The sequence below is a fragment of the Streptomyces sp. SID13031 genome (assembly GCF_010548305.1).
In the GTDB taxonomy this organism is placed as follows: domain Bacteria; phylum Actinomycetota; class Actinomycetes; order Propionibacteriales; family Kribbellaceae; genus Kribbella.
Map to the genome: position 1 here is coordinate 496,960 of NZ_JAAGLV010000002.1, position 21,563 is coordinate 518,522.

22 protein-coding genes and 1 pseudogene are annotated in these 21,563 nt (G+C 67.0%); 14 read left to right on the top strand and 9 right to left on the bottom strand.

Annotation, left to right across the window (positions count from 1 at the left end; genetic code table 11):
- Position 1 precedes the first annotated feature (1 nt).
- From G3I17_RS06485 to G3I17_RS06515, 7 genes are all read left to right on the top strand, one after another.
- Positions 2-949 carry an alpha/beta fold hydrolase gene (locus G3I17_RS06485; protein WP_164594948.1) on the top strand — a complete coding sequence of 316 codons (948 nt, stop codon included), beginning with the start codon at positions 2-4 and terminating at the stop codon, positions 947-949.
- Positions 946-2,052 carry a succinyldiaminopimelate transaminase gene (gene dapC / locus G3I17_RS06490; RefSeq protein ID WP_164594949.1) on the top strand — a complete coding sequence of 369 codons (1,107 nt, stop codon included), beginning with the start codon at positions 946-948 and terminating at the stop codon, positions 2,050-2,052. The genes G3I17_RS06485 and dapC overlap by 4 nt, the downstream gene beginning before the upstream one ends.
- A gap of 101 nt (positions 2,053-2,153) precedes the next feature.
- Complete coding sequence (locus G3I17_RS06495; RefSeq protein WP_203589805.1) at positions 2,154-3,491, top strand: M15 family metallopeptidase; 1,338 nt, start codon at positions 2,154-2,156, stop codon at positions 3,489-3,491.
- On the top strand, positions 3,491-4,279 hold the full coding sequence (locus G3I17_RS06500; protein ID WP_164594950.1) for a hypothetical protein: 789 nt from the start codon (positions 3,491-3,493) through the stop codon (positions 4,277-4,279). Before G3I17_RS06495 ends, G3I17_RS06500 begins: the two co-directional genes overlap by 1 nt.
- Positions 4,280-4,322: 43 nt before the next feature.
- Positions 4,323-5,477: an amino acid deaminase/aldolase gene (locus G3I17_RS06505; protein ID WP_164594951.1), complete on the top strand. Its 1,155-nt coding sequence runs from the start codon at positions 4,323-4,325 to the stop codon at positions 5,475-5,477.
- Positions 5,474-6,775 carry a D-arabinono-1,4-lactone oxidase gene (locus G3I17_RS06510; protein WP_164594952.1) on the top strand — a complete coding sequence of 434 codons (1,302 nt, stop codon included), beginning with the start codon at positions 5,474-5,476 and terminating at the stop codon, positions 6,773-6,775. Before G3I17_RS06505 ends, G3I17_RS06510 begins: the two co-directional genes overlap by 4 nt.
- A 76-nt stretch (positions 6,776-6,851) precedes the next feature.
- Positions 6,852-7,574 (top strand): PIG-L deacetylase family protein, encoded by a 723-nt coding sequence (locus tag G3I17_RS06515; protein WP_164594953.1) that lies wholly within the window; start codon positions 6,852-6,854, stop codon positions 7,572-7,574.
- A gap of 127 nt (positions 7,575-7,701) precedes the next feature.
- Here G3I17_RS06515 and G3I17_RS06520 read toward each other — a convergent pair whose 3' ends face one another.
- The gene (locus G3I17_RS06520) at positions 7,702-8,115 is read right to left on the bottom strand and encodes a hypothetical protein (protein ID WP_164594954.1); all 414 of its coding nucleotides are present in this window, start codon (positions 8,113-8,115) and stop codon (positions 7,702-7,704) included.
- 99 nt (positions 8,116-8,214) lie between these two features.
- On the opposite strand from G3I17_RS06520, the gene G3I17_RS06525 reads away from it, so the two are divergent.
- On the top strand, positions 8,215-8,583 hold the full coding sequence (locus tag G3I17_RS06525) for a hypothetical protein (RefSeq protein ID WP_164594955.1): 369 nt from the start codon (positions 8,215-8,217) through the stop codon (positions 8,581-8,583).
- 97 nt (positions 8,584-8,680) lie between these two features.
- On the opposite strand, the gene G3I17_RS06530 is transcribed toward G3I17_RS06525, so the two are convergent.
- From G3I17_RS06530 to G3I17_RS06540, 3 genes are all read right to left on the bottom strand, one after another.
- Entirely contained in the window at positions 8,681-9,217 is a 537-nt protein-coding gene (locus G3I17_RS06530) for a DUF6817 domain-containing protein (protein ID WP_164594956.1), read from the bottom strand.
- A 144-nt stretch (positions 9,218-9,361) separates the two neighbouring features.
- A complete protein-coding gene (locus G3I17_RS06535; protein WP_164595141.1) occupies positions 9,362-10,507 on the bottom strand; it encodes an ABC transporter substrate-binding protein in 1,146 nt (381 codons plus the stop codon).
- Positions 10,508-11,114: 607 nt separating this feature from the next.
- On the bottom strand, positions 11,115-11,552 hold the full coding sequence (locus G3I17_RS06540) for a nitroreductase family deazaflavin-dependent oxidoreductase (protein ID WP_164594957.1): 438 nt from the start codon (positions 11,550-11,552) through the stop codon (positions 11,115-11,117).
- 200 nt (positions 11,553-11,752) lie between these two features.
- Between G3I17_RS06540 and G3I17_RS06545 the strand changes: the two genes are divergently transcribed.
- From G3I17_RS06545 to G3I17_RS06570, 6 genes are all read left to right on the top strand, one after another.
- Positions 11,753-13,222, top strand: a complete 1,470-nt coding sequence (locus tag G3I17_RS06545; protein WP_164594958.1) for a benzaldehyde dehydrogenase — start codon at positions 11,753-11,755, stop codon at positions 13,220-13,222.
- 27 nt (positions 13,223-13,249) lie between these two features.
- Positions 13,250-13,990, top strand: coding sequence for an SDR family oxidoreductase (locus G3I17_RS06550; RefSeq protein ID WP_164594959.1), 741 nt, complete (start codon positions 13,250-13,252; stop codon positions 13,988-13,990).
- 72 nt (positions 13,991-14,062) lie between these two features.
- Positions 14,063-14,839: a maleate cis-trans isomerase gene (locus G3I17_RS06555; RefSeq protein ID WP_164594960.1), complete on the top strand. Its 777-nt coding sequence runs from the start codon at positions 14,063-14,065 to the stop codon at positions 14,837-14,839.
- Positions 14,840-14,877: 38 nt separating this feature from the next.
- Entirely contained in the window at positions 14,878-15,537 is a 660-nt protein-coding gene (locus G3I17_RS06560; RefSeq protein WP_164594961.1) for a VOC family protein, read from the top strand.
- Entirely contained in the window at positions 15,534-15,782 is a 249-nt protein-coding gene (locus G3I17_RS06565; RefSeq protein ID WP_164594962.1) for a hypothetical protein, read from the top strand. Before G3I17_RS06560 ends, G3I17_RS06565 begins: the two co-directional genes overlap by 4 nt.
- Positions 15,779-17,041 carry an alpha/beta hydrolase gene (locus G3I17_RS06570; protein ID WP_164594963.1) on the top strand — a complete coding sequence of 421 codons (1,263 nt, stop codon included), beginning with the start codon at positions 15,779-15,781 and terminating at the stop codon, positions 17,039-17,041. The genes G3I17_RS06565 and G3I17_RS06570 overlap by 4 nt, the downstream gene beginning before the upstream one ends.
- Positions 17,042-17,044: 3 nt before the next feature.
- Here the strand turns inward: G3I17_RS06570 and G3I17_RS06575 are convergent, their stop codons facing one another.
- The 5 genes and pseudogenes from G3I17_RS06575 to G3I17_RS06595 form a co-directional block, all read right to left on the bottom strand.
- A complete protein-coding gene (locus G3I17_RS06575; protein ID WP_164595142.1) occupies positions 17,045-17,872 on the bottom strand; it encodes an aldo/keto reductase in 828 nt (275 codons plus the stop codon).
- Positions 17,862-18,803 carry an NADP-dependent oxidoreductase gene (locus G3I17_RS06580; protein WP_164594964.1) on the bottom strand — a complete coding sequence of 314 codons (942 nt, stop codon included), beginning with the start codon at positions 18,801-18,803 and terminating at the stop codon, positions 17,862-17,864. The genes G3I17_RS06575 and G3I17_RS06580 overlap by 11 nt, the downstream gene beginning before the upstream one ends.
- Entirely contained in the window at positions 18,800-19,414 is a 615-nt protein-coding gene (locus G3I17_RS06585; RefSeq protein ID WP_164594965.1) for a hypothetical protein, read from the bottom strand. The genes G3I17_RS06580 and G3I17_RS06585 overlap by 4 nt, the downstream gene beginning before the upstream one ends.
- A gap of 464 nt (positions 19,415-19,878) precedes the next feature.
- A pseudogene (locus tag G3I17_RS42010) lies at positions 19,879-20,385 on the bottom strand (NAD(P)H-dependent oxidoreductase).
- A gap of 48 nt (positions 20,386-20,433) precedes the next feature.
- Positions 20,434-21,447, bottom strand: a complete 1,014-nt coding sequence (locus G3I17_RS06595) for an aldo/keto reductase (RefSeq protein ID WP_164594966.1) — start codon at positions 21,445-21,447, stop codon at positions 20,434-20,436.
- Positions 21,448-21,563: the final 116 nt, after the last annotated feature.

The following is a 21,563-nucleotide window of genomic DNA, read 5'->3' on the forward strand; positions in this document are numbered from 1 at the left end:
GATGTCGGCAAAGAAAAGCACGAACGGTCGGTCTCAAAAAAGACAGCAGCAGCTCTTCAGGCTGTTCGAGCGGGTCGCGCCCGCGCTGGGCGGGAAGCTGCTGGACTCGATCTGGTTCCGCCTGCCGCAGGTGTCCGACAAGGCGAGGCGGCTGCGGGTGGAGCTGCCCGAGGCGACGCAACTCGAGCTGCCCTTCGAGAACGGCGTCATCCGCGGGCGCAGCTGGAGCGCCACCGGGCGCAGCCCGGCCGACGGCCCGACGGTGTACCTCGTCCACGGCTGGGGTGGTTGGGGGCTCCAGCTCGCCGCCTTCATCCCGCCGCTGCTCGACGCAGGCTTCCAGGTCATCGCTTTCGACGCGCCGAGCCACGGGGAGTCCGCGCCCGGTCGTGAAGGCGCTCAGCGGTCGAACCTGCCGGAGTTGGCTGATGCCTTCCAGGCTGTCGTCGCTGCCTACGGACCGGCGTACGGGGTGATCGCGCACTCGCTGGGCGCGCCCGCGGTGACGCTGGCGCTGCGCGACGGGTTCAGCGCGCGGCGGATCGTGTTCCTCGCGACGGCCACCGACTTCCGTGACGGGTTGGATCAGTACCAGGCGCATCTCGGCTTCGGGCCGCGGATCCGGGCGAGCTTCCTGCGGCGCTTCACCCGCAAGTTCGGCCCGATGGAGAGCTTCGCGGTGACGCCGATGATCGATGCGCTCGTCGAGGAGCGCGAACTGCCCGCCCTGCAGGTGTTCCACGATCGCTCTGATCGCGAGACGGCTGCCGCCGGCAGCGTGCGGCTCGTCGAACTCTGGCCAGGTGCTCGACTCCGCCTCACCGACGGCCTCGGTCACAACCGGATCCTCCGGGACCCGGCGGTAGTCAGCGCGACCGCTGCCTTCTTATCCACAGAGCGGGCGGTCGGTGCCGGCGAGCAGGCGGTACAGGAGACAATGCAGGGGTGACCTTCGCACCCACCTCCAGTCGTCTGCCCGACTTCCCCTGGGACAAGCTCGCCCCGTTCAAGCAGAAGGCGGCAGCGCATCCCGACGGCATCGTCGACCTGTCGATCGGTAGTCCGGTCGATCCGGTGCCGGAGCTGGTGAAGAAGGCGCTGGCCGACGCGGCCGATGCACCGGCGTATCCGACGACCATCGGTACGACGGCCGCCCGCCAGTCTGCCGTCGACTGGCTGGCCCGGCGGCTGGACGTGCCGAACGTCGACCCGCAGACCGGCATCCTCCCGGTGATCGGCACCAAGGAGCTGATCATGCTGCTGCCGACGCTGCTCGGCATCGGCGCCGGTGACACCGTGCTCATCCCCGACCTGGCCTACCCGACGTACGAGGCCGGCGCGGCGCTCGCTCGCGCGACGAGCGTGCCGGTCGCCGACCCTACGCAGTACGACGGCCCGGTGCGGGTCGCCTACCTCAACTCCCCGCGCAACCCGTCCGGCCAGATCACTCCGGCCGACGAGCTGCGTACTGCGGTCGAGTGGGCCAGGGCGAACGACGTACTGCTCGTGAGCGACGAGTGCTACGCGGAGTTCGGCTGGGACTCGGTGCCCGTGTCGGTACTGCACCCAGACGTGTGCGGCGGCAGCTTCGACAACCTGCTCGCGGTGCACTCCCTCTCCAAGCGCTCCAACCTGGCCGGCTACCGCGCCGGCTTCGTCGCGGGTGACCAGGCAGTGGTCGCCGAGTTGCTGGCAGTCCGCAAGCACGCGGGCCTGATGGTGCCGTCGCCGATCCAGGCCGCGATGGCCGCCGCCTTCGCCGACGACACCCACGTGGACGAGCAGCGCGCCCGGTACCTCCGCCGCCGGACCGTACTGCGGGAGGCGCTCACTGCTGCCGGCTGGGAGATCACCCTGTCGAACGGCGGCCTCTACCTCTGGGCCTCGCACCCGTCGTATGACGCCTACGAGTCCGTTGCGGCTCTGGCCGATCGCGGCATTCTCGTGGCGCCGGGAGCCTTCTACGGCACGGCGGGCGAGCGGCACGTGCGGGTCGCGCTGACCGGAACCGACGAGCGGATCGACGCCGCCGTCAAGAGATTGCACGAATAGTCGAACATTTTGGGTCAGTTGTGACGTCTTCCTGGGTACAAGCCTCTTAGTAGGTGAGAGGAGGGCTGGGGTGGCCCTCCCGATGTGGGGAGGACTGACCCATGAAGCCTCGCGCTTTGGGATCGGCTGCTGTGGTGGCGGCGCTTTGCCTAGGACTGGCGCCGACGACCGCCACGGCAACGGAGACGCCGCCACCGACTCCACCGGCCGCAGTGATCAGTACTCCGCCCGCGGTCACCACGCCGGCCCCGGCTGAGCCACCGCCGACGCCGACGCCGACACCTACGCCCACCCCGACGGTCACGCCCGGGATGCTGCCGATCACGCTGAACCAGCCGGCCGCCACCTGGGAGGACCGCCCGATCACCTTCACGGGCCGGCTCGAGACGGGTCTGGTGCACTCGTACCTGACCCTGTGGGAGAAGCGGCCGACCGGCTGGGTGCTGCACGGCTCGACCCGTACGGTCGCCAACGGCGCGTACAAGTTCCTCTACACCGCCCCGAACCCCGGCGCCGCCACCTTCCGTGTGGTGATCGGCGCCAAGTTCCCGAGCACCGTCGGCAACACCCCGGACCGGATCGTCACGGTCCTCGACCGCAAGCTGGTGATGACCAAGCCGGCCGCGTCGTACATCGTGGTGACCGGCGTGAAGATGACCGGCAAGCTCACCCCGCCCGAGCCGGGCAAGAAGCTGGTCGGCCTGCAGGACCGCTACCACGGCAGATGGCGGACGCTGACGAGTGCGTGGATCGCGCCGAACGGGACATTCGCAGTGCCGGTGCCGGACAGCCTGCCTTCCACCAAGACCGTGCAGGTCGTCACGCTCAACGTCGCATCCACCGCGGTCGAGGCCTCCGCGTACGCCGTCATCACGATCAAGGCCCTGGTCAACGCCAAGGTGTCGCTCATCTCGGCGGCGTCGATCAACAAGACCTATCGGGCCGGCTGCCCGGTGAAGCCGTCGCAGTTGCGCTATCTCACCTTGAACTACTGGGGTTTCGACGGACTCGTGCATCGCGGCGAGCTGGTCGTCCGGGACGCGGCGGTGGCGAAGATGATCACCGTCTGGACCGCGTCCTTCAACGCGAAGTTCCCGATCCGGCGGATGCAGCGGGTCGACCTGTTCGGCGGCAGCGACATCAAGGCGATGGCGGCCGACAACACCTCGGTCTTCAACTGCCGCCAGGTGACCGGCAACCCGTACGCGCTGTCCCCGCACTCGTACGGCTGGGCGATCGACATCAACACCGTGGAGAACCCGTACCTCGCGGCGAACAACGTCTGGTACCCGTCGAACGGGCTCGCCTACCGCAACCGCACTGTCGTCCGTCCCGGCATGTTGTTCAGTACGAGCGTGCCGACGAAGTCGCTGCGCGCCGCGGGCTACTTCTGGGGCGCCGGTTGGCGTAAGCCCGACTACCAGCACTTCGAGCCCTGATGAAAGCGCAGCTAGCGGCTGCTCGCCTGCTGGTCGCTGGGGTCGGGCTACTGGCTGTCGTAGCCGGCTGCAGCTCCAGCCCAGCGGCAGGGCCGTCGTCGTCGCCGCCGACTACGGCTGCGTCGGCCGGAGGCACTGTCCCCATCCCGACCAACACACTGAGCACAGTCGCGCCGACCGACGCCGCTCAGCCGCCAGAGCTCCCGGAGCAAGCAACAGCACCTCCACCCGCCGCGGCCGGCCCGGTGTCGTCCAAGAACCTCCCAGCTCCCGCCAAGCTCGGTACCGGCTGGAAGACCTACACGGACCCCGGTGGCGCCGAGGCCGGCTTCGTGGGCAACGAGACCTGGACCCGCAGCCGTGCACCCCAGCAGGCTGCCTACGAGGCTCTCCCGGTCGGCTGCGGCAATCCGCTGCCGACTAGCTCCCTGCCGGTCCCGGAGCACGCACTGCAGGGCTCCTACCTCACCGGCGCCGGCAAGCCGGCCACAGTCCTCGTACTGCGCTTCGCCGACGCAGGGCGGGCTAAGGGGTACTACGGCGGCTATCAGGCGCGGATGGCAGCCTGTGGAGCCAAGGGCAGCCTCCAGGTGAAGCAGCTCTGGTCGTCGTCGGAGGCGGCCGCGTCGGTGCGCTCCTACGAAGATGCTGAGTCCTTTGTCGAGGTTTCTGCGCTTAAGGGCTCTACCGTGGCCTTGTTGGCACAGTCCTCGACCACCCCCGACACCCAGGCTGCCTGGGCGCGGAGCGTCGTACCGGCGCTGGAGGCTGTGATCGATTTGCCGTAAAGATGTACTACCTTTCAGTATTTTTTGGACCTAAGCTCAGGACATGGCTGACTTCGACAGGTACACGCGACTGACGGCTGAGCTGGAGCCGCCGTACGCGGTGGTCGACCTGGCCGCGTTCCGCCGCAACGCGGACGATCTGGTCCGCCGCGCCGCCGGTACGCCGATCCGGGTGGCGTCCAAGTCGGTCCGGTGCCGCGCGCTGGTCAAGGCCGCGCTGGACCGCCCCGGGTTCCACGGCGTGATGAGCTATTCGCTGCCCGAGGCGATCTGGCTGGCCCGCGACGGTGTCGACGACATCCTGATGGGCTACCCGACCGTGCACCGGGCGGCGCTCAAGGAGCTGGCCGGCGATGCCGAGCTGGCATCGCGGATCACGCTGATGATCGACGACTTCGAGCAGCTTGCCTTCATCAAGTCGGTGACCGGCGGCGGTGAGCCGATCCGGGTCTGCCTCGACGTGGACGCGTCGCTGCGGATCTTCGGTCAGCATCTGGGCGTCCGCCGATCGCCGCTGCGCACACCTGAGCAGGTGATGGACCTGGCTCGCCGGGTGGTCGCCGATGACGCCTTCGAGCTGATCGGCGTGATGTTCTACGAGGCCCAGATCGCCGGGCTGCCGGACACCTCGCCCGCCGTCCGGCTGGTCAAGAAGCTGTCGGCCAATGAGCTGTCCGACCGCCGCGGCCTGGTCGTCGACGCGGTCAAGCAGGTCGCGCCGCTGCGACTCGTGAACTCCGGTGGTACCGGCAGTATCGAGGTCAGCAGTGCCGATCCGGCCGTCACCGAGGTCACCGCCGGGTCCGGCCTCTACGGCCCGACGCTCTTCGACAAGTACGACGTCTTCCAGCCGGAGCACGCGGTCGCGTACGCGCTCGGGGTGGTCCGCCGCCCGACGCCGCGGATCGCGACCCTCTTCGGCGGCGGTTACATCGCGTCCGGCCCGGCCAAGAAGTCCCGCCAGCCGTCGCCGAGCTGGCCGCTCGGCTTGAGTCTGCTCGGCACCGAAGGCGCGGGGGAGGTCCAGACACCCGTCGCCGGCGAGAACGCGCGCGGACTGAAGATCGGCGACCGGGTCTGGATGCGCTATGCCAAGGCGGGCGAGATGCTGGAACGATTCGACACACTGCACGCGATCGACGGCACCGAGCTGACCGAGCTCGTGACGTACCGGGGTGAGGGGAAGAACTTCGGATGAGCACCTGGCGCAACTGGGCCGGTACCGAGTCGGCGACCGGCGTGGAGCTCCTGCGGCCGTCCTCGGTCGACGAGGTCGCGGCGATGGTCAAGACGGCGGCCGAGCAGGGCAAGCAGCTCAAGGCGGTCGGCTCCGGCCACTCCTTCACCGGTTGTTCGGTACCTGAGCAGGTGATGGTCCGGCTCGACGGGCTCGCCTCGATCACGAGTGCCGACCAGGCGTCCGGCCGGGTGACACTGGGCGCGGGGACGGGGCTGGCCAAGCTCAACGCCGGGCTCGCGTCGTTCGACCTGGCGATGGCCAACCTCGGCGACATCGACAAGCAGACCATCGCCGGAGCGATCTCGACCGGCACGCACGGTACCGGCGCGAAGCTCGGTGGACTCGCGACGCAGATCGTCGGGCTCGAGCTCGTCACCGCCGACGGCTCGGTGCTGCACTGCTCGGCCGAGGAGAACCCGGACGTCTTCAACGCCGCCCGCGTCTCGATCGGCTCGCTCGGCGTGATCACCGCGCTCACCCTGCAGACCGTACCGGCGTACCTTCTCCGCGCGCAGGAGATGCCGCTGCCGCTGGACGACGTCCTGGCCGGCTTCGATGAACTTGCCGATGGCAACGATCACTTCGAGTTCTACTGGTTCCCGCACACCGGCCTCGCGCTGACCAAGCGGAACAACCGGGTCGCGGACGGCGTCGGCGCCTCGCCGGTGAGCCGGCTGCGCGGCTGGGTCGACGACGAGCTGCTGTCCAACCGCGTCTTCGAGCTGACCAACCGGTTGGTGACCCGGCGGCCAGGGCTGACGCCCCGGATCAACCAGTTGGCGTCGCGGGCATTGTCGGCGCGCGAGTACGTCGACTCGTCGTACAAGGTGTTCTGTTCGGAGCGGAACGTGGTGTTCCGCGAGTCGGAGTACGCCGTACCGCGGGAGCACGTGGTCGAGGTCGTGCAGCAGTTGCGCGCGTGGGTCGAGCGGTCGGGGGAGCGGTTGCCGTTCCCGATCGAGGTCCGGGTCGCCGCTGCCGACGACATCTGGCTGTCGACGGCGTACGGGCGAGACACCGGGTACATCGCGATCCACCAGTACCACCGGCTCGCGCACGACAAGTACTTCGACGCGTTCGAGCAGATCGCGGGTGCGTTCGGCGGGCGGCCGCACTGGGGCAAGTTGCACACGCTCGGCGCCTCGGACTTCCGCGAGCGGTATCCACGGTTCGACGACTTCCTCGCTGTCCGTGACCGGCTCGATCCGCAGCGTGCGTTCGCGAACCCCTACACCCGGCAGGTCTTCGGATCCTGAGGTTCTTCTGGGCTTGATCCGGTCTTCCGGGGCAAAGCGTTACCCCGTGGAGCCGTCGCGGTCGTAGCCTTTCGCCATGACTGCACCGGAGCCGCTCGAAGCGTTGCCCGAGGACTGGACCAAGGCCCTCGCAGTTGTCGCCCACCCCGACGACCTGGAGTTCGGCGCGGCTGCGGCCATCGCGCGCTGGACCGGGCAGGGCAAGGAGATCATCTACGTCCTGCTCACTTCGGGCGAGGCGGGGATCGACGGTGTCGCGCCGGCCGAGTGCGGGCCGCTGCGGGAGGCCGAGCAGATCGAGTCGGCCCGGATCGTCGGCGTCTCGGTGGTGGAGTTCCTCGGCCAGCCCGACGGCACAATCGAGTACGACGTGGCGCTGCGCCGGCTGATCGCGGGCGTCATCCGGCGGTACCAGCCGGAGATCGTCATCACGAACAACTTCCACGACACCTGGGACGGCGACGCGATACTGAACCAGGCCGACCACATCAACACCGGCAGGGCGACTCTGGACGCCGTCCGGGATGCCGCGAACCGGTGGATCTTCCCCGACGACGGCGAGCGCTGGGGCGGCGTCCGGCAGGTGTGGGCGGGTGGCTCACCGACCAGCAAGCACGCCGTCGACACGACCGGCACCTTCGAGGTCGGCGTCGACTCGCTGAAGGCGCACAAGGCTTATATCGACGGGCTGAACTGGCCGCACTTCGATGCCTCCGAGTTCCTGGAAGGGATCAGTCGCGCCCACGGCACCCGGCTCGGTACGACGTACGCGGCGGCTTTCGAGGTGTTCACCGTCTGATGCTGTGAGCCGGTGACATTGCACCGGCCTCTGCTCCGTGGGCAGCCCCGTCCGGCGGCTTCCGGAGTACCGAATTGAACCAGCCACTCACCCCGTGCGTATCTACGGAGAGGGCGGCTGCGTCCTGTCAGTCTTTGGGGAGATCGAGTGAGGCGTTCAAGTGCGGCGGATTGGGCAGCGGGTTGCGGGGTTCACGGTCCCCGCTGAGGTCGGGACCGGGCGGGTTGCCGGGGCCGGTCCAGGAGCGGACCAGGACAGGTCCCTTGCGGGACAACCGGAGCAGGTCGAGTTGCAGGACCTGGCTGGCCGGGATGCCGAGCTGGGCGAGCGTCCGGTTCGCCATCAGCGCCGCCTGGTCCTGCTTCCGCGGGCTGAACTTGTGCTGCAGAACGAGCGCGACCCGGCCGTCGGGCAGGTCCTCGATCCGGCAAAGGTGCATGCCGTTGTCGAGGCGCCCGGAGAGCATGGCCAGGGTGAAGTAGGCGGACGTGGACTGGTGCTGGTCGACGGCGGCGCGGGCGATCACTTCGTAGCGAGCCATGTTCCGATCATGCGTCGGCAGCCGTCCGTTTTCCAGCGATCGGTCGGGCAGGTGCCAGACTCGAACAGGCGGGCCCAGCCGACTGAGGAGGCGATGGGCGTGACGCAAGAAGATCCCGCCCAGAACCCGGCGGATCCCGCTGATCCCTGGCAACCGCCTTGGTGGCTGCTCGCCTTCGCGCCATTCTGCTGGCTACTCATCGTCGCGCTGGTGCTCAGCCAGCGAGGCTGGCCGGTCGCCCTGGCGGTAGGCGGGTTGCTGGCGCCGATCGGGATGCCGATCCCCGTGGTACTGCGCTGGATCAACAATCACCCGCGAGTCGCCGGCTTCTACGCAGCCCCACTGACCTTCGCCGCCATCACCCTGCTGACCGGCCTCCCGCTCTGGCTCTGCGTGGCAACCACCGTCGCCACCACCCTGCTGGCCCTCGTCATCACCACCATCCGAACCTTCGCCCAAGCCGACTAACCGCCCCCGAGCCCGGCACCTCGTCGACCACCCTCGCCGCATTCCCGAGACACCCGTCCCCGCGACTTTGAGCACCCAGCCGGCGCGGAGCCGTCGGTTAGAGAGCGAGGGCGCGGTTGGCGTCGGCCAGTACTGCGGGGGAGGCGAGGGACTGCCAGCGGGGGATCTGTTCCTGCAGGAACGCGTGGAGTTTGGGCTTGAGGTCCGGGGCGTGGTCGAGAACGTCGAGCTCGTTGACGATGGTCAGATCGACGAAGTCGCGCAACTCCTTCGACGTCAGCTCCTCCGCCGTACCGGTGAAGCGATCGGTGACCGTGCTGTGCTCGGCCAGATCACGCCAGCTGGTCTCGCGATCGCAGGAACCGTAGCGGTAGACGAGCAGCTCCGCCTCCGGCCCGATCACGGCCTCGAGCACCGGACGTTCCTCTTGCCAGTCGAACAGATGCGTCGGAAACCCATCCGTCCCGTACGCCGCGTGCGCGAGCCCGGCCAGTACCAGCGTCTCGGAACCCCCGAGCGAGCCGAGCCGCTTGGCGACCCGATGCAGGTGCACATACAACGTGCCACCCGCGTGCTCCAGCTCATCGGCACCACGAACGAGCAACAACGATCCCAGGTCTTGGAATGTGCTCATCTGACCTCTTCTGTTCGGAGCGGTCAGGGCCCGATCGGACCGGCCCAGGCAAACAAGGTACGTCGCCCGTCACCGCTTCGCCCAGCGCAACGGCGTGCCGGATCGGTCACACCCCGTTTCACCGCAGTACACCTCCATGCCCCCTCAACGGGCGTGAAGGATCCGAAAGCGATCGAAGTGCGCCGGGTCTCGATCAACAACTTGGATCGGCGCCTGAGCCCATTGCCAAACGCTGATGCCTGGCACCCGTGAGAACTGGATCTGCCCACGAGTCCCTTCGACCGCAACTTGCGGCCAGGCTTCGGCAATGCGCGCCCGTTCCGCGCCATCAGAACGCAGCGCAGCGGGAGTCGTTGCCGCTGCCCACCCGACAACCTCGGCGAGTACGGCGACCGTGTCGTAGCCCTCGAACGCAACGAAGGAGGGCGCTGCGCCCAGCCGCTCACGCAGCGCCGCCTCGACTCGTTCACCGAGTGGGCTCAGGCGCTCAGGCAGGTAGCGCAAGAACGGAATCGCGGCGCCGTCCTCGCCCAGCAGCGTCGCCCATTCAGCGAACTCCGGTTGCCCGGCCGGAGCACCGATCATGATCCCGGCGAGGCGCCGGTCATGGCGGACAGCCTTGACGATCGACACCGCCGGCTCCGGATGACCGGCCAGAAGAAGCACGGCCGTCGAACGATTGTCGACGAGTTCGTCGCACACCGCCGAGGGGGTGAGCACGCCCAGATCGAGCTCGACGACGCTCCCGCCGCGTGAAGCGAGGTAGTCCCGCAGAATGCGAGTCCCAGCTGCCCAATAAACACTCGACTGGGAAGCGGCGGCGATCCGGCTGTGCCCCGCGCGGAGCAGAAAGTCTGCATAGACCTGCCAGCCACGAGATTGCGGCGGAGCGAGCCGCGCAACCCAGTCCGTCGGCTGCTCGGTGAGCGCGTCAAGAACCGCGGACGAACAAAGGAACGGCAGCCCAAGAGCATCGGCCCTGGCAGCAACAGCACGAGCGACAACGCTGTGATACTCCCCAGCCAGGGCAGCCACGCCCATCCCAGCCAATTCATCTACAGCCGCCGCGGCCCTCTGCGGATCAGCTGCGGTATCCCGAACGACCAGCTCAAGCGGCCTCCCGCCGATCCCACCGGCCTCATTGACCTCGCGAACAGCCAACTCAAACCCAGCAAGCAAATGCCGCCCCGCCTCACCCCACCCAGGCCGACTCAACGGAACAAGAACCCCAACCCGAACAACCGCCCCGTCAGCCCACTCCACGCCGGTTGACGACGGTGACGTACTCATACGTTGGTACCGGCGCAGATGACTTATTCCGTTCGTGTCGTATTCGGCGGCTTGCCAATCGCCAGCCACTCCTTGACTCCGCGGACAACCGCTGCAACGGCTGGCCAGAGGCCCGATCAGTCGCGCTTGGCTTAGAGTGCGACTCTGGAGTCCCCCGGGGAGCCAGTCGGCGTGCTCCAGTAGGGGATTCCGCCAGTTAGTCACCGGCGCTCAGAGCGCAGGCGGCAACACTCACGATGAAACATGCGTGCCCTGTCCAGAGCGCTAGCCTCTCCTTCAGTGGGCACGGAATCACTGATCATCGTCGTCCTCGTCCAACGATTTGAGTACGGCGACCGTGGTCGAGTCCATTAGCTGAGGTCTTCCACGCTAGCCCACGTTTGCTGGCCGACCATGAGTTCCGTACTTCGCCCAGGCCGACAGTGAACCGGGACTGGTTGCCGTCAGCTCCGAAGGAGTCCGGGCGGTGCTGTTCTTCCGGTTCGACGAGGACGACCCGTCATGACGGTCGAACAGTTGAGGGTGGTCGGACACGACGTTCGCGTCCCGAGCCGCCAGAGCAAGGCGAGGCCCGGAACAGAGGATTGGACACCTCGGTGTGTGTTGCTCAGTTGATGACCGGTTCGAGGAGGAAGACGGGGAGGATCCGGTCCGTCTTCGTCTGGTAGTTCGCGTAGTCGGGCCATGCCTCGACCGATCGCGTCCACCACAAGTCGCGCTCCTCGCCCTCCAGTTCCCGGGCGACGAACTTGCTGGTGACTTCGCCGTCCTGCAGTTGGATTTTCGGCTCGGCCTTCAGGTTGTAGTACCAGACCGGGTGCTTCGGTGCGCCGCCGAGCGATGCCACTACGGCGTAGTGGCCGTCCTGCGCGACCCGCATCAACGGGACCTTGCGGATCTTGAGGGACTTGGCGCCGCGCATGGTCAGGAGCACGACGCCCTTCCCATGGTCGATCACCGTGGTCGTTCCTGCTTGCTCGATCTTCTCCACCATGTCCGCGACGAACGACGTCGGGCTGGGGGCGTACTCGGTATTTGATGACATGTCACCACCATACTGGTGACGCGTCATCAATACCATCAGCAGCTCCGGGTGACCGCCCTGCTGCATTTCACTTACCTGTCGAAAATTTGACGCAGATGGTTGACGGCGCTCCACACCGGGCGGATCATCTCAACCACGCCACACTCGCTCCGGGCCGATGGGGGCTCAGGGCACGGCGACCAAGAGAACTGAGGACGAAGATGCGCGACACATGGCTCGCCGGCCAGGAGGCCTGGAGCGGCAAGATCTACAGCGATGGTTGGCGGCTGCCCGGCGACGGGAGCATGGACGTCACCGAGAAAGCCACCGGAGCCAGCCTCGGTGAGATCGGCGTTGCGTCCAGCGGCGACGTCGCTGCCGCAGCTGCCAGAGCGCGTGCTGCGCAGGTCGAGTGGGCACAGGTCCCCGGTCCGCTCCGCGGCGATGTCCTGCGCGACTTCTCCCGGCTTGTGCTCGAGCGTGCCGATGAGATCGCCGAGCAGATCGTCCGCGAGACAGGTTCCATCGGACCGAAGGGCCAGTGGGAAGTTCAGATGACGGCGCGCGAGTCTCTCGAGGCGGCCAACCTGGGGAGCGAGCCCATCGGCATTATGGCGGCGACGGCGGAGGTCGGGCGCCGTAGCTTCGCGCGGCGCGTTCCTATTGGCGTGGTCGGCATCATTACTCCTTGGAACTCGCCGTTCCTGCTAGGAATGCGCGCCATCGGGCCGGCCCTCGTGACGGGAAATGCGGTGCTGTTGAAGCCGGACCCCCAAACGCCCGTGTGCGGTGGTGCGATCTTCGCCCAGTTGCTGGCGGAGGCCGGCCTGCCGGCGGGGCTGTTTCACGTGCTGCCGGGCGATACTCCCACTGGTGAAGCGGTGGTGAGCGAACCTCTCGTGGACATGGTCAGCTTTACCGGGTCCACACGTGCCGGACGGCTCATCGGAGCCGCAGCCGGCGGGATGCTCAAGCGGGTGTCCCTGGAACTCGGCGGCAACAACCCGTACGTCGTCCTTCCGGGGGTCGACATCGAGGCGGCGGCCAGTGCGGGCGCCTGGGGATCCTTCTTCCATCAGGGGCAGATCTGCCTCACGGCCGGTCGCCATCTGGTACACGAGAGCATTGCCGAGGAGTACGCCCAAGCGCTCGTCAAGCATGCGTTGAGTCTCGCCGTTGGTGACCCGTACGCCGGGCAGGTCCATCTCGGTCCCATCGTCAACGAGCGGCAGGCGGCCAACGTCGACCGGGTCGTCGCCGAGACCGTCGAGCAAGGCGCGACGATCCTGGTGGGTGGCGATCGCGACGGCCTGTTCTTCAAGCCGACTGTGATGACCGGCGTCAGGCCAGGCATGCCGGCCTTCGACGAGGAGATCTTTGGACCGGTCGCACCGATCGCGACGTTCAGTACCGACGACGAGGCGATCGACCTGGCCAACCGGACCAGCTACGGTCTCGCGGCCGCTGTTGTCGGACCGGACCTGGCCAGGGCCCAGCGCATCGCAGACGGCATCCATGCCGGAATCGTCCACATCAACGACCAGCCTGTCCTGCACGAGGTCTACGGCCCCATCGGCGGCGTTGGTGCCTCTGGCAACGGCTTCAACCACAGCACCCTCACGAACGCTGACCAGTTCACCGAGTGGAAGTGGATGACCGTGCGCGACGAGATCGCCTCGTACCCGTTCTGAGCGCGCCCGAGTTCGAAAGGACATCCCATGCCGGAAGCGCGCAGAGTCGCGGTCGTCACCGGAGGTGCACAGGGCTTCGGCCGCTCGATCAGTGTCGGTCTCGCCGGAACCGGCGTCGACATTCTCGTAGTCGATCTCATTGAGGCGAAGGAAACCGCCTCCGAGGTCGAGACATATGGCGGACGCGCGGTCAGTCTCGTCGCCGATGTCGCTGATCCAGGCTCCACCGAGAGGGTAGCTGCCCTTCTCCAGCAGGAGTTCGGTCGTTGCGACATCCTGGTGAACAACGCCGGCATCTACCCTAACGTCGGCATCGACGAGGTGGACTTCGAGCTCTGGCGGCGAGTGCATGCGATCAACCTCGACTCGCAGTTCCTGATGGTAAAGGCCGTGCTTCCGCTCATGAAGCAGGGCGGCTGGGGGCGCATTGTCAACATCACGTCGAACTCGATCGGTCTCGTCATCCCGGGCCTCGCGCACTATATGTCCAGCAAGGCCGGCGTCATCGGCTTCACCCGCGGCCTGGCCAACGATGTCGCCGAGCATGGCATCACGGTCAACGCCGTCGGCCCGACTGCTTCCAAGACGCCGGGAGGACTGGCCATCATCGACGAAGAACACATCGACGCACTAGCTCAGGCTCAGGCGATCAAGCGTCCGGGGACAGCGGAGGACGTCGTCGGGACTGTGCTGTTCCTGGCGGGCGACAGCAGCGGCTGGGTGACCGGCCAGACGATCATGGCTGACGGCGGTCTCGTCCGGCTCTGAGCTCCCAGCCGCGGAGTGGCATCCGTTGACTATATGACGGTAATGTCAGATACTTGACACTATCGTCGGAATATGTCGAACGGAGAAACCGTGTCCGCTCTGAAGCGTGTTGGCCTCGTCGTTCCGAGTTCGAACGTCACTGTCGAATCCGAGCTGCCACGTATCCTGGCTCGCTCCACGGAAGTGGAGTTCACCTTCCACTCGAGCCGGATGCGCATGCACTCGGTGACTCCTGAGCAGCTACGGGCCATGAACGCCCAACGGGAGCGCTGCGTTCTCGAGATCGGCGACGCCGGTGTAGACGTTGTGTTGTATGCCTGCCTGGTTGCCATCATGGCTTCCGGTCCCGCTGAGCATCGCCGTACCGAAATCGCCATCGCCGAGCAGCTGGCGACCGGGGGTTCGACGGCCAAGGTGCTTTCCAGCGCCGGTGCCTTGGTCGGCGCGCTGCATGCGATGAACGCGTCGCGAGTCGCGCTGGTGATGCCTTATCTCAGGCCGCTCGCGGAGCAAGTGGTCGGCTACCTCGAAGCGGAGGGCATCGAGGTAGCCGACTGGCGCGCTCTCGAAGTGGCCGACAACAGCGATGTCGGCTGTATCCCGAGGGAGCGGGTGATGGCTGCTGCGCGCAGCCTCGACCTGGCCGACGTCGATGCCTTGGTTATCTCTTGCTGCGTCCAGATGCCGTCGCTTGATCTGGTGCAAGCAGCCGAGGACGAGTTCGGGGTCCCCGTGCTCTCTGCCGCGACAGCGGGCGCCTACTCCATCCTCCGCAGCCTCGGTCTGCCTGTCGACATTCCGGATGCCGGCTCATTGCTGCGCACCGACGCGCCGCTCACCGTGGCCTGAGGGGTCATTGATCGCTTACTTGCTAGGAGATGGTCAACATGACAGTGCAGAAGGAACACCGGGTCCAGGGGGTCGACCACGCCGCCTTCCCCACGTTCGACCCCGTGGCGACCGTTCGCTTCTACCGCGATGTGCTGAAGTTCCCGGTCGTTCACTCGATCTGCGCGGCCGGCTGGGGACCAGACAAGCACCCCGACTTCATCCACTTCTTCTTCGACATCGGCAACGACGACCGGATCGCCTTCTTCTACTACTTCGGGCTCGAGCCGTTCGGCGATCAGTCGGCACCCGGCGACGCCTGGGGCCGCCTCGGCCACGACACGCCGGACTTCTTCGTCAACTCGCGCCACTTGGCCATCCACGTCGGCAACGAGGACGACTTGATGGAGTACCGCCGCCGCCTCGACGATTCCGAGTGGCCGGTGGAGATGCAGGTGATGCACGAGACCATCGAGTCCATCTACACCCACGACCCCAACGGCTACATGATCGAGATCACCCGTGCGCTGCGTCCGGTGACGCCGCAGGAGGATCTCGACGCCGCGCTGACGATCGACGCTCTGTGCGAGGTGGCATCGGGCGACGATCCGACCATGGACAAGCTGCTGACCCGCAAGGCCGAACTCATCGTGGCGCGAGCAGCCGCCTGGGAGGACGGCCAGGCAGGCCTGCGTGACCGCGAGCCGGTGAAGTCGTGACCGCCCGGATCTACGTCCTGGACGTGCCGGAGAACGAGAGCATCGTGAAGGTGGCGTCTCGAGACCCGATCGTCGCCATCGACAAGCTGGGGCCCTACTTCCGGATCAGTGCCCAGGACGACCTGGTGATCGACCGGCAGGCGACGGGGTGCCGTCACGCGGTCTGGTACAGCGTTGTCGCCGGTCTAGAGCGGTCGATCATCGTGCAGCACGACAAAGATGCGCTACGGGTCGCGGCACGATGACGTCGGACCAGAAAGAGCGCCTGGGCGCGGGCCGGTACATCGCTTCGGCCCGGATGCCAACCAGTACGGTGACGTCCGCGCACGAACTGACGACTCACGACGGTGCCGGCGTCAACGGCCTGCTCAGGGTCGTGCCGGGAGCCACGACAGTGGCCTTCCTGATGCATCCCCGGCAGGACTTCTCACACCACATCCTGGTCCCTGAACTGCTCAACGCGGGCTACGCCGTGTGGACGCAAGGCTCGAGGTCCATGGGTAACGACCTTACGTTGCTGCACGAACAAGCCGTACTCGACATGGCCGCAGGGCATGCCTTCCTTCGTCGGCGCGACTTCGAGTCCGTGGTGTCCGTGGGCCATTCGGGCGGCGCATCCTTGGCTGCCTTCTACATCGAGCAGGCTGCGCTCACCTCGTCCGCTCGGCTCACGGCGACGCCGGGCGGCAAACCGGTCCCGCTGGCCGAGGCGACGATGCCGGTGCCCGACGGGCTGATGCTGATGGCGCCACACCCCGGGCAGGGCGAGCTGCTGCTGCGAGTCATCGATCCCTCGGTGGTCGACGAGTCAGACCCCCTGTCGATCGATCCGAGGCTCGATCCGTATGCCGAGGGCAACGGATTCGTCGTCCCGCCGGCGTCCTCGAGTTACTCCGGTGACTTCATCGCGGAGTATCGAGCGGCCCAGCAGCGCCGGGTCGATCGCATCGACGCCTTGGCCTATGAGCGGGCCGCGGCCGCGGACGCAGCGCGGCGGCGCTACTCGAGCAGCAATGACCCGGGAGACCGGCGGGAGGCGCTGGCGTCCGGCGTGATCGTCGTACACCGAACCGACGCCGACTTGCGTGGCGTCGACCTGTCCCTCGATGCCAACGACCGTCCGTACGGATCGCTGTTTGGGGGCCGTCCGGATCTCACCAACTACGGCGTGATCGGGTTCGGCAGGTTGACGACACCTGAAGCCTGGTTGTCGACCTGGTCCGGCCGGTCGAGCCGGGCGGCCCTGCTGCGTTGCGCCCCTTCGGTCCGGGTGCCGGTTCTGCTGGTCGAGCTGACCGGCGACCAGGCGTGTTTTCCGGCGGACGCGCAGGCAATGGTGGCGGCTTTCGCCGCCGCCGACGTGACCCATGTGCGGGTCGAAGGCAAGCACTTCGGAGCTCCGCTCACCGAGGGAGCCACCTCTGGAGCCACCTTGGCGGGCCAGGCGATGGCGCACTGGCTCGGCACCCGATTCCCCGCGTCCGCGGGGGGCGGGCACCGGTAGGAGTCAGTGCAGCAGGTTGGGGTCCGGCCCCATCCGCGCGCCGCGGTCAAGGGTGTCGATCGAGGCGACGTCGGCCGGGCTGAGCTCGAAGTCGAACAACTTGCTGTTCTCCACGATCCGGGCCGGCGTGACCGATTTCGGGATGACGGGCCGTCCCTGCTGCAGATGCCAGCGGAGTACCACCTGAGCGGGGGTCCGGCCATGCTCGTGCGCGATCCGGTTCACGACGGGGTTGCCGAGGATCCTGGAATGCGCCAGCGGTGCCCATGCCTGGGTCAAGATCCCGTACTTCGTGTTGGCGCTCCGGCCATCACTGTTCGCGAAGGTGGGATGGACCTCGATCTGGTTGACAGCGGGTACCGTCAGGCCCAGATCGGCGATTCGTTCCAGGTGCTCAGGAAGGAAGTTCGACACGCCGATCGCGCGTGCCAGGCCGCTACGGTGCAGCTCGTCCATGGCTCGCCACGATTCGGAATACAGCCCATTGCGGGGCGCGGGCCAGTGGATCAGGTAGAGGTCGACATAGTCGAGGCCGAGATTGCTCAGGCTCTGTTCGAAGGCGCGCATTGTCTCGTCGTGGCCATGATCGGCATTCCACAGCTTCGTAATGACGAACAGGTCCTCTCGCGGTACACCGGACGCGGCGATCGCCTGCCCGACACCATGTTCGTTGCCGTAGATCGCGGCGGTATCGACACTGCGGTAGCCGCTGGCAAACGCCGTCTGCAGTGATCGGGTCGCGATTGGGTCCGGTACCTGGAACGTCCCGAACGCCAAGGTGGGCATCGTGACGCCGTTGTTGAGCGTCACAGTGTTCAATTCAGCGGCCATGGGAGAGATCGAGGACGAGCTTTCCGCGCAGGCCACCCGCCTGGGTCTGCTCGTGGGCCGAACGAGCCTGGTCGAGCGGCACGAAATCAGCAACCCTGCTGACCAGGCTCCCGGCGGCGATCTCGCCCGCCAGGCGGGCGAGCAGGGCGGCGTCCGGCCGCGACTGCACAGCGCTCACCTGTACGCCACGTTCGGTTGGTGGCGCCGCCGGGGCAGCCGGCGCCACGAAGGCCCCGCCGTCCTTGACCGCCGGCAGAATCGGACCACCAATCGCGGCAGCGTCGAAGAGGGCGTCGACACCTTCCGCGGCGAACTCCTTCACCGCTGTCAGCATGCTTGCCGCTTCCGTGCGGGTGATGACCTGGGCGCCAAGACCGGCAACGAAATCTTCGTCTCCTGCCGAGGCCGTGGCGAGCACTCGAACTCCGTGCGCCGTGGCGAGCTGGACCGCAAATGCTCCCACCGCCCCGGACGCGCCGGTGACGAACAGGGTCTGTCCCGGTTCGAGTGCGCCGAGCTCGAGAGCTTGACTGGCGGTCAGGGAGTTCAGCGGAAACGAGCCGGCGATCTCCCAGGCCACCTGGTCGGGCAGCGGAGCAAGCCACGTCGGGTCGACCGTCACCACCTGGGCGTTTGATCCGTGCCCGGGGTCAGCGAACCACGGGATCATGCCGACGACTCGCTGTCCCTCCACCAGGCCCGCGGCGCCATCCAGCAGTACGCCGGCCACATCGAATCCCAACACGAACGGGAGCTGGAGGTCGGGCGTGCGGGCGGCCATCAGGCCCTGCCGGATCCGGCAGTCGGCCGGGTTCACCGCTGCGGCGTGCATGCGGACCCGAACCCGCCCTTCCACCGGAGGCGGGTCGTCGCGGTCGACGACCTGCAGTACCTCGACCCCGCCATACGCGGTCACGTCCAACGTCTTCATATCTGTCTCTGTCCTTGTCGGTCCGGAGGAAGGACGGCCTCGCCGTCCAGCGGGTTGTAGATCAGTCCGAGGTGAAGGCCGTAGAGCCAGTGAAAAATCAAGACGCTCAGCACGTACTCCCACCCGGAGTGAAAGGCGATCAGAGCGTCATGGACACCCCTTGCCGGCCCGAACACGAAGGGAGCAGTGACCAACAACGCCAGGACTCCAAGCACCGTGCCGAAAAGCAGGGCCTTCCCCACGTTGCCCATCGCTGTAGCCGGCAAGGGCAGCCGGGGCGCGATCGCGATCGCGAAGATCACGGCAAAGAGCACCCCGTCGACGTAATGGCTCAAGCCGCCGACCAGGAACTGCTGCAGGTGCGTGCCATCCGGCAGATAGACCATGCCGTTGGCGGTGTTGTAGTCCAGGCGGGTCAGGCCGAAGCCACCGAACCAGAAGCCCAGCAGGCTGGCGATGTGAACGCCGGCCAAGCCTCCAAGCATCGCAGCCGCCACCCGATGCCTGGTAGCCCATCGCCTCCACGCATGCATGGTTCCGACCTGAGTTGCTTCAGGTTTCTCCGGCAAAGCATCCAGCCGTGCTGCCGAACCTGTCTCGATGGACATCATGGCTCGCCTCGTTCCGTGCCTTGGAGAACTTGCGAAGGGCACGCAGCCACCCTGACAGGGAATGGACGCTAGTGTCAATAATTCGACACTCGTGATTTTCAGCTGAGGCCGCCGGACCGATCCGCCCGCCTCGCTGACGTCGCCGTATGCGATCAGGCCGTTCTCGGCGGGGAACCCCAGAAACCAGCTCTCGATCTGGGGCGAACATCATGGCCTCGACTGGCGCCGCACCGCCACCGAGAGCCCACTGTTCTACTCCTGGGGAGCGTCAGGTCCCAGCGGTCATGGCCGGACGGTGACGGCGGAGCCGTTCATCACGCCGGACCTGTCCTCCTCCATGCCTCCCGAACTGCGCGCGGACCTGCGCCTCCTGCAGTACTACCGTGGCGCGTCGCCCCGGCGCGTGCATGAATTCGTCCGCCTGGCGAGCCGGATTCGGGACGTCCAGCTTCATCCCACCGGGGCTACGCCCGGACTGCGGCGAGCGCAGCGCTCCAGGACACCACTTGGTCGAGCACCCTGCCGACGGCGTCGGTTTGCTGGGCGGCCGGGTTGAACTCGCTGAAGTTGACGAAGTCGGTGAACAGCGAGAGCGCGACCTGCGCCCGGACGTCGGCGACCTGCAGCTCGCCCATGATCAGGCGGAGGTGCTCGACGGCACGGGTGCCGCCGGCGCTGCCGTAGCTGACGAAGCCGGCTGCCTTGTTGTTCCACTCGCCGTAGAGGAAGTCGATCGCGTTCTTCAGTGCGCCGGACGTGGAGTGGTTGTACTCGGGCGTGACGAAAACGTAGCCGTCGAAGGAGCCGATCTTCTCGGCCCATGCCTTGGTGTGCGGGTGCGCGTACTGCCCCAGCGACGGCGGGACGGCTTCGTCGAGGTGCGGGAGGTGGTACTCGGCGATGTCGACGAGCTCGTACTCGGCGTCGCCGCGCTGCTTGGCGACCGACCTGTGAACTCTGAATCACTGCACCTCCTTTGCGTTCCAGGACGGTCCCGACGATGTCGTCCGCCGGTCTGCTCAGTGCTCGCTGTCGAGGTCCTTCATCTGGAGAGCGGCATAGCGCGTGCCTGCGGCCACGCCACTGGGGATGGCCTTTTCGATAACAGCCAGGTCCTCCGGGGTGAATGTCACCTCTATTGCGCTGAGTGCTTCAGTGAGGCGGTCGCGGCGCCGAGCCCCGACCAGCGGCACGATGTCCGCGCCTTGGGCGGCGACCCAGGCGATCGCGGCCTGCGCCACCGTGATGCCCTTTCCTTCGGTCACGCTGCGCAACGCGTCAACCAGGGCCAGGTTTCGCTCGAGGTTTTCGCCCTGGAAGCGTGGGCTGTATCCACGGAAGTCGTGATCGGTCAACTTCTGGTAGGTGTTCCAGTGGCCGGACAGCAGTCCGCGGGACAGCACCCCGTAGGCGGTGATCCCGATTCCCAGTTTCCTGGCGGTGGGCAGGATGTCGGCTTCGATTCCCCGTGAGAGCAGGGAGTACTCGATTTGCAGGTCTGTGATCGGGTGCACCGCCGCGGCCCGGCGCAACGTGTCGGAGCTGACCTCCGACAGGCCGATGTGACGGACGTGGCCGGCCTGGACAAGTTCCGCGATGGCGCCGACGGTGTCCTCGATCGGCACGTGGGGATCCAGTCGTGCCGGGCGGTAGATGTCGATGTAGTCGGTGCCGAGGCGGCGCAGGCTGTAGGCGGCGAAGTTCTTCACAGCCACGGGCCTTCCGTCGTAGCCCGCCCAGCCGCCGCCAGGGTCGCGCAGCGCGCCGAACTTCACGCTGATCACGGCGTGGTCGCGGTTGCGGCCCCGTAGGGCGTCGCGAGCGAGGAGTTCGTTGTGGCCGATGCCGTAGAAGTCGCCCGTGTCCAGCAGCGTGACCCCGGCGTCCAGGGCGGCATGGACGGTGGCGACCGATTCGGCCTCATCGGCCGGCCCGTAGAACTCTGACATTCCCATCATGCCCAGACCCAGAGGCCCGACCAGCGGGCCGGTGGAGCCCAGGCTTCGCGGCGTGTAGAAGTTCGGGATTGTCATCGTGGTGCTCCGTTCAGTCCCCGGGCCGAGGACCCGGTATCAGTCGTGCTACTCCGCTTGAAGATCACCTCAGACGTAAAGATCAACTCCGAGGTGCTCTCGTCAGTACGGGTACG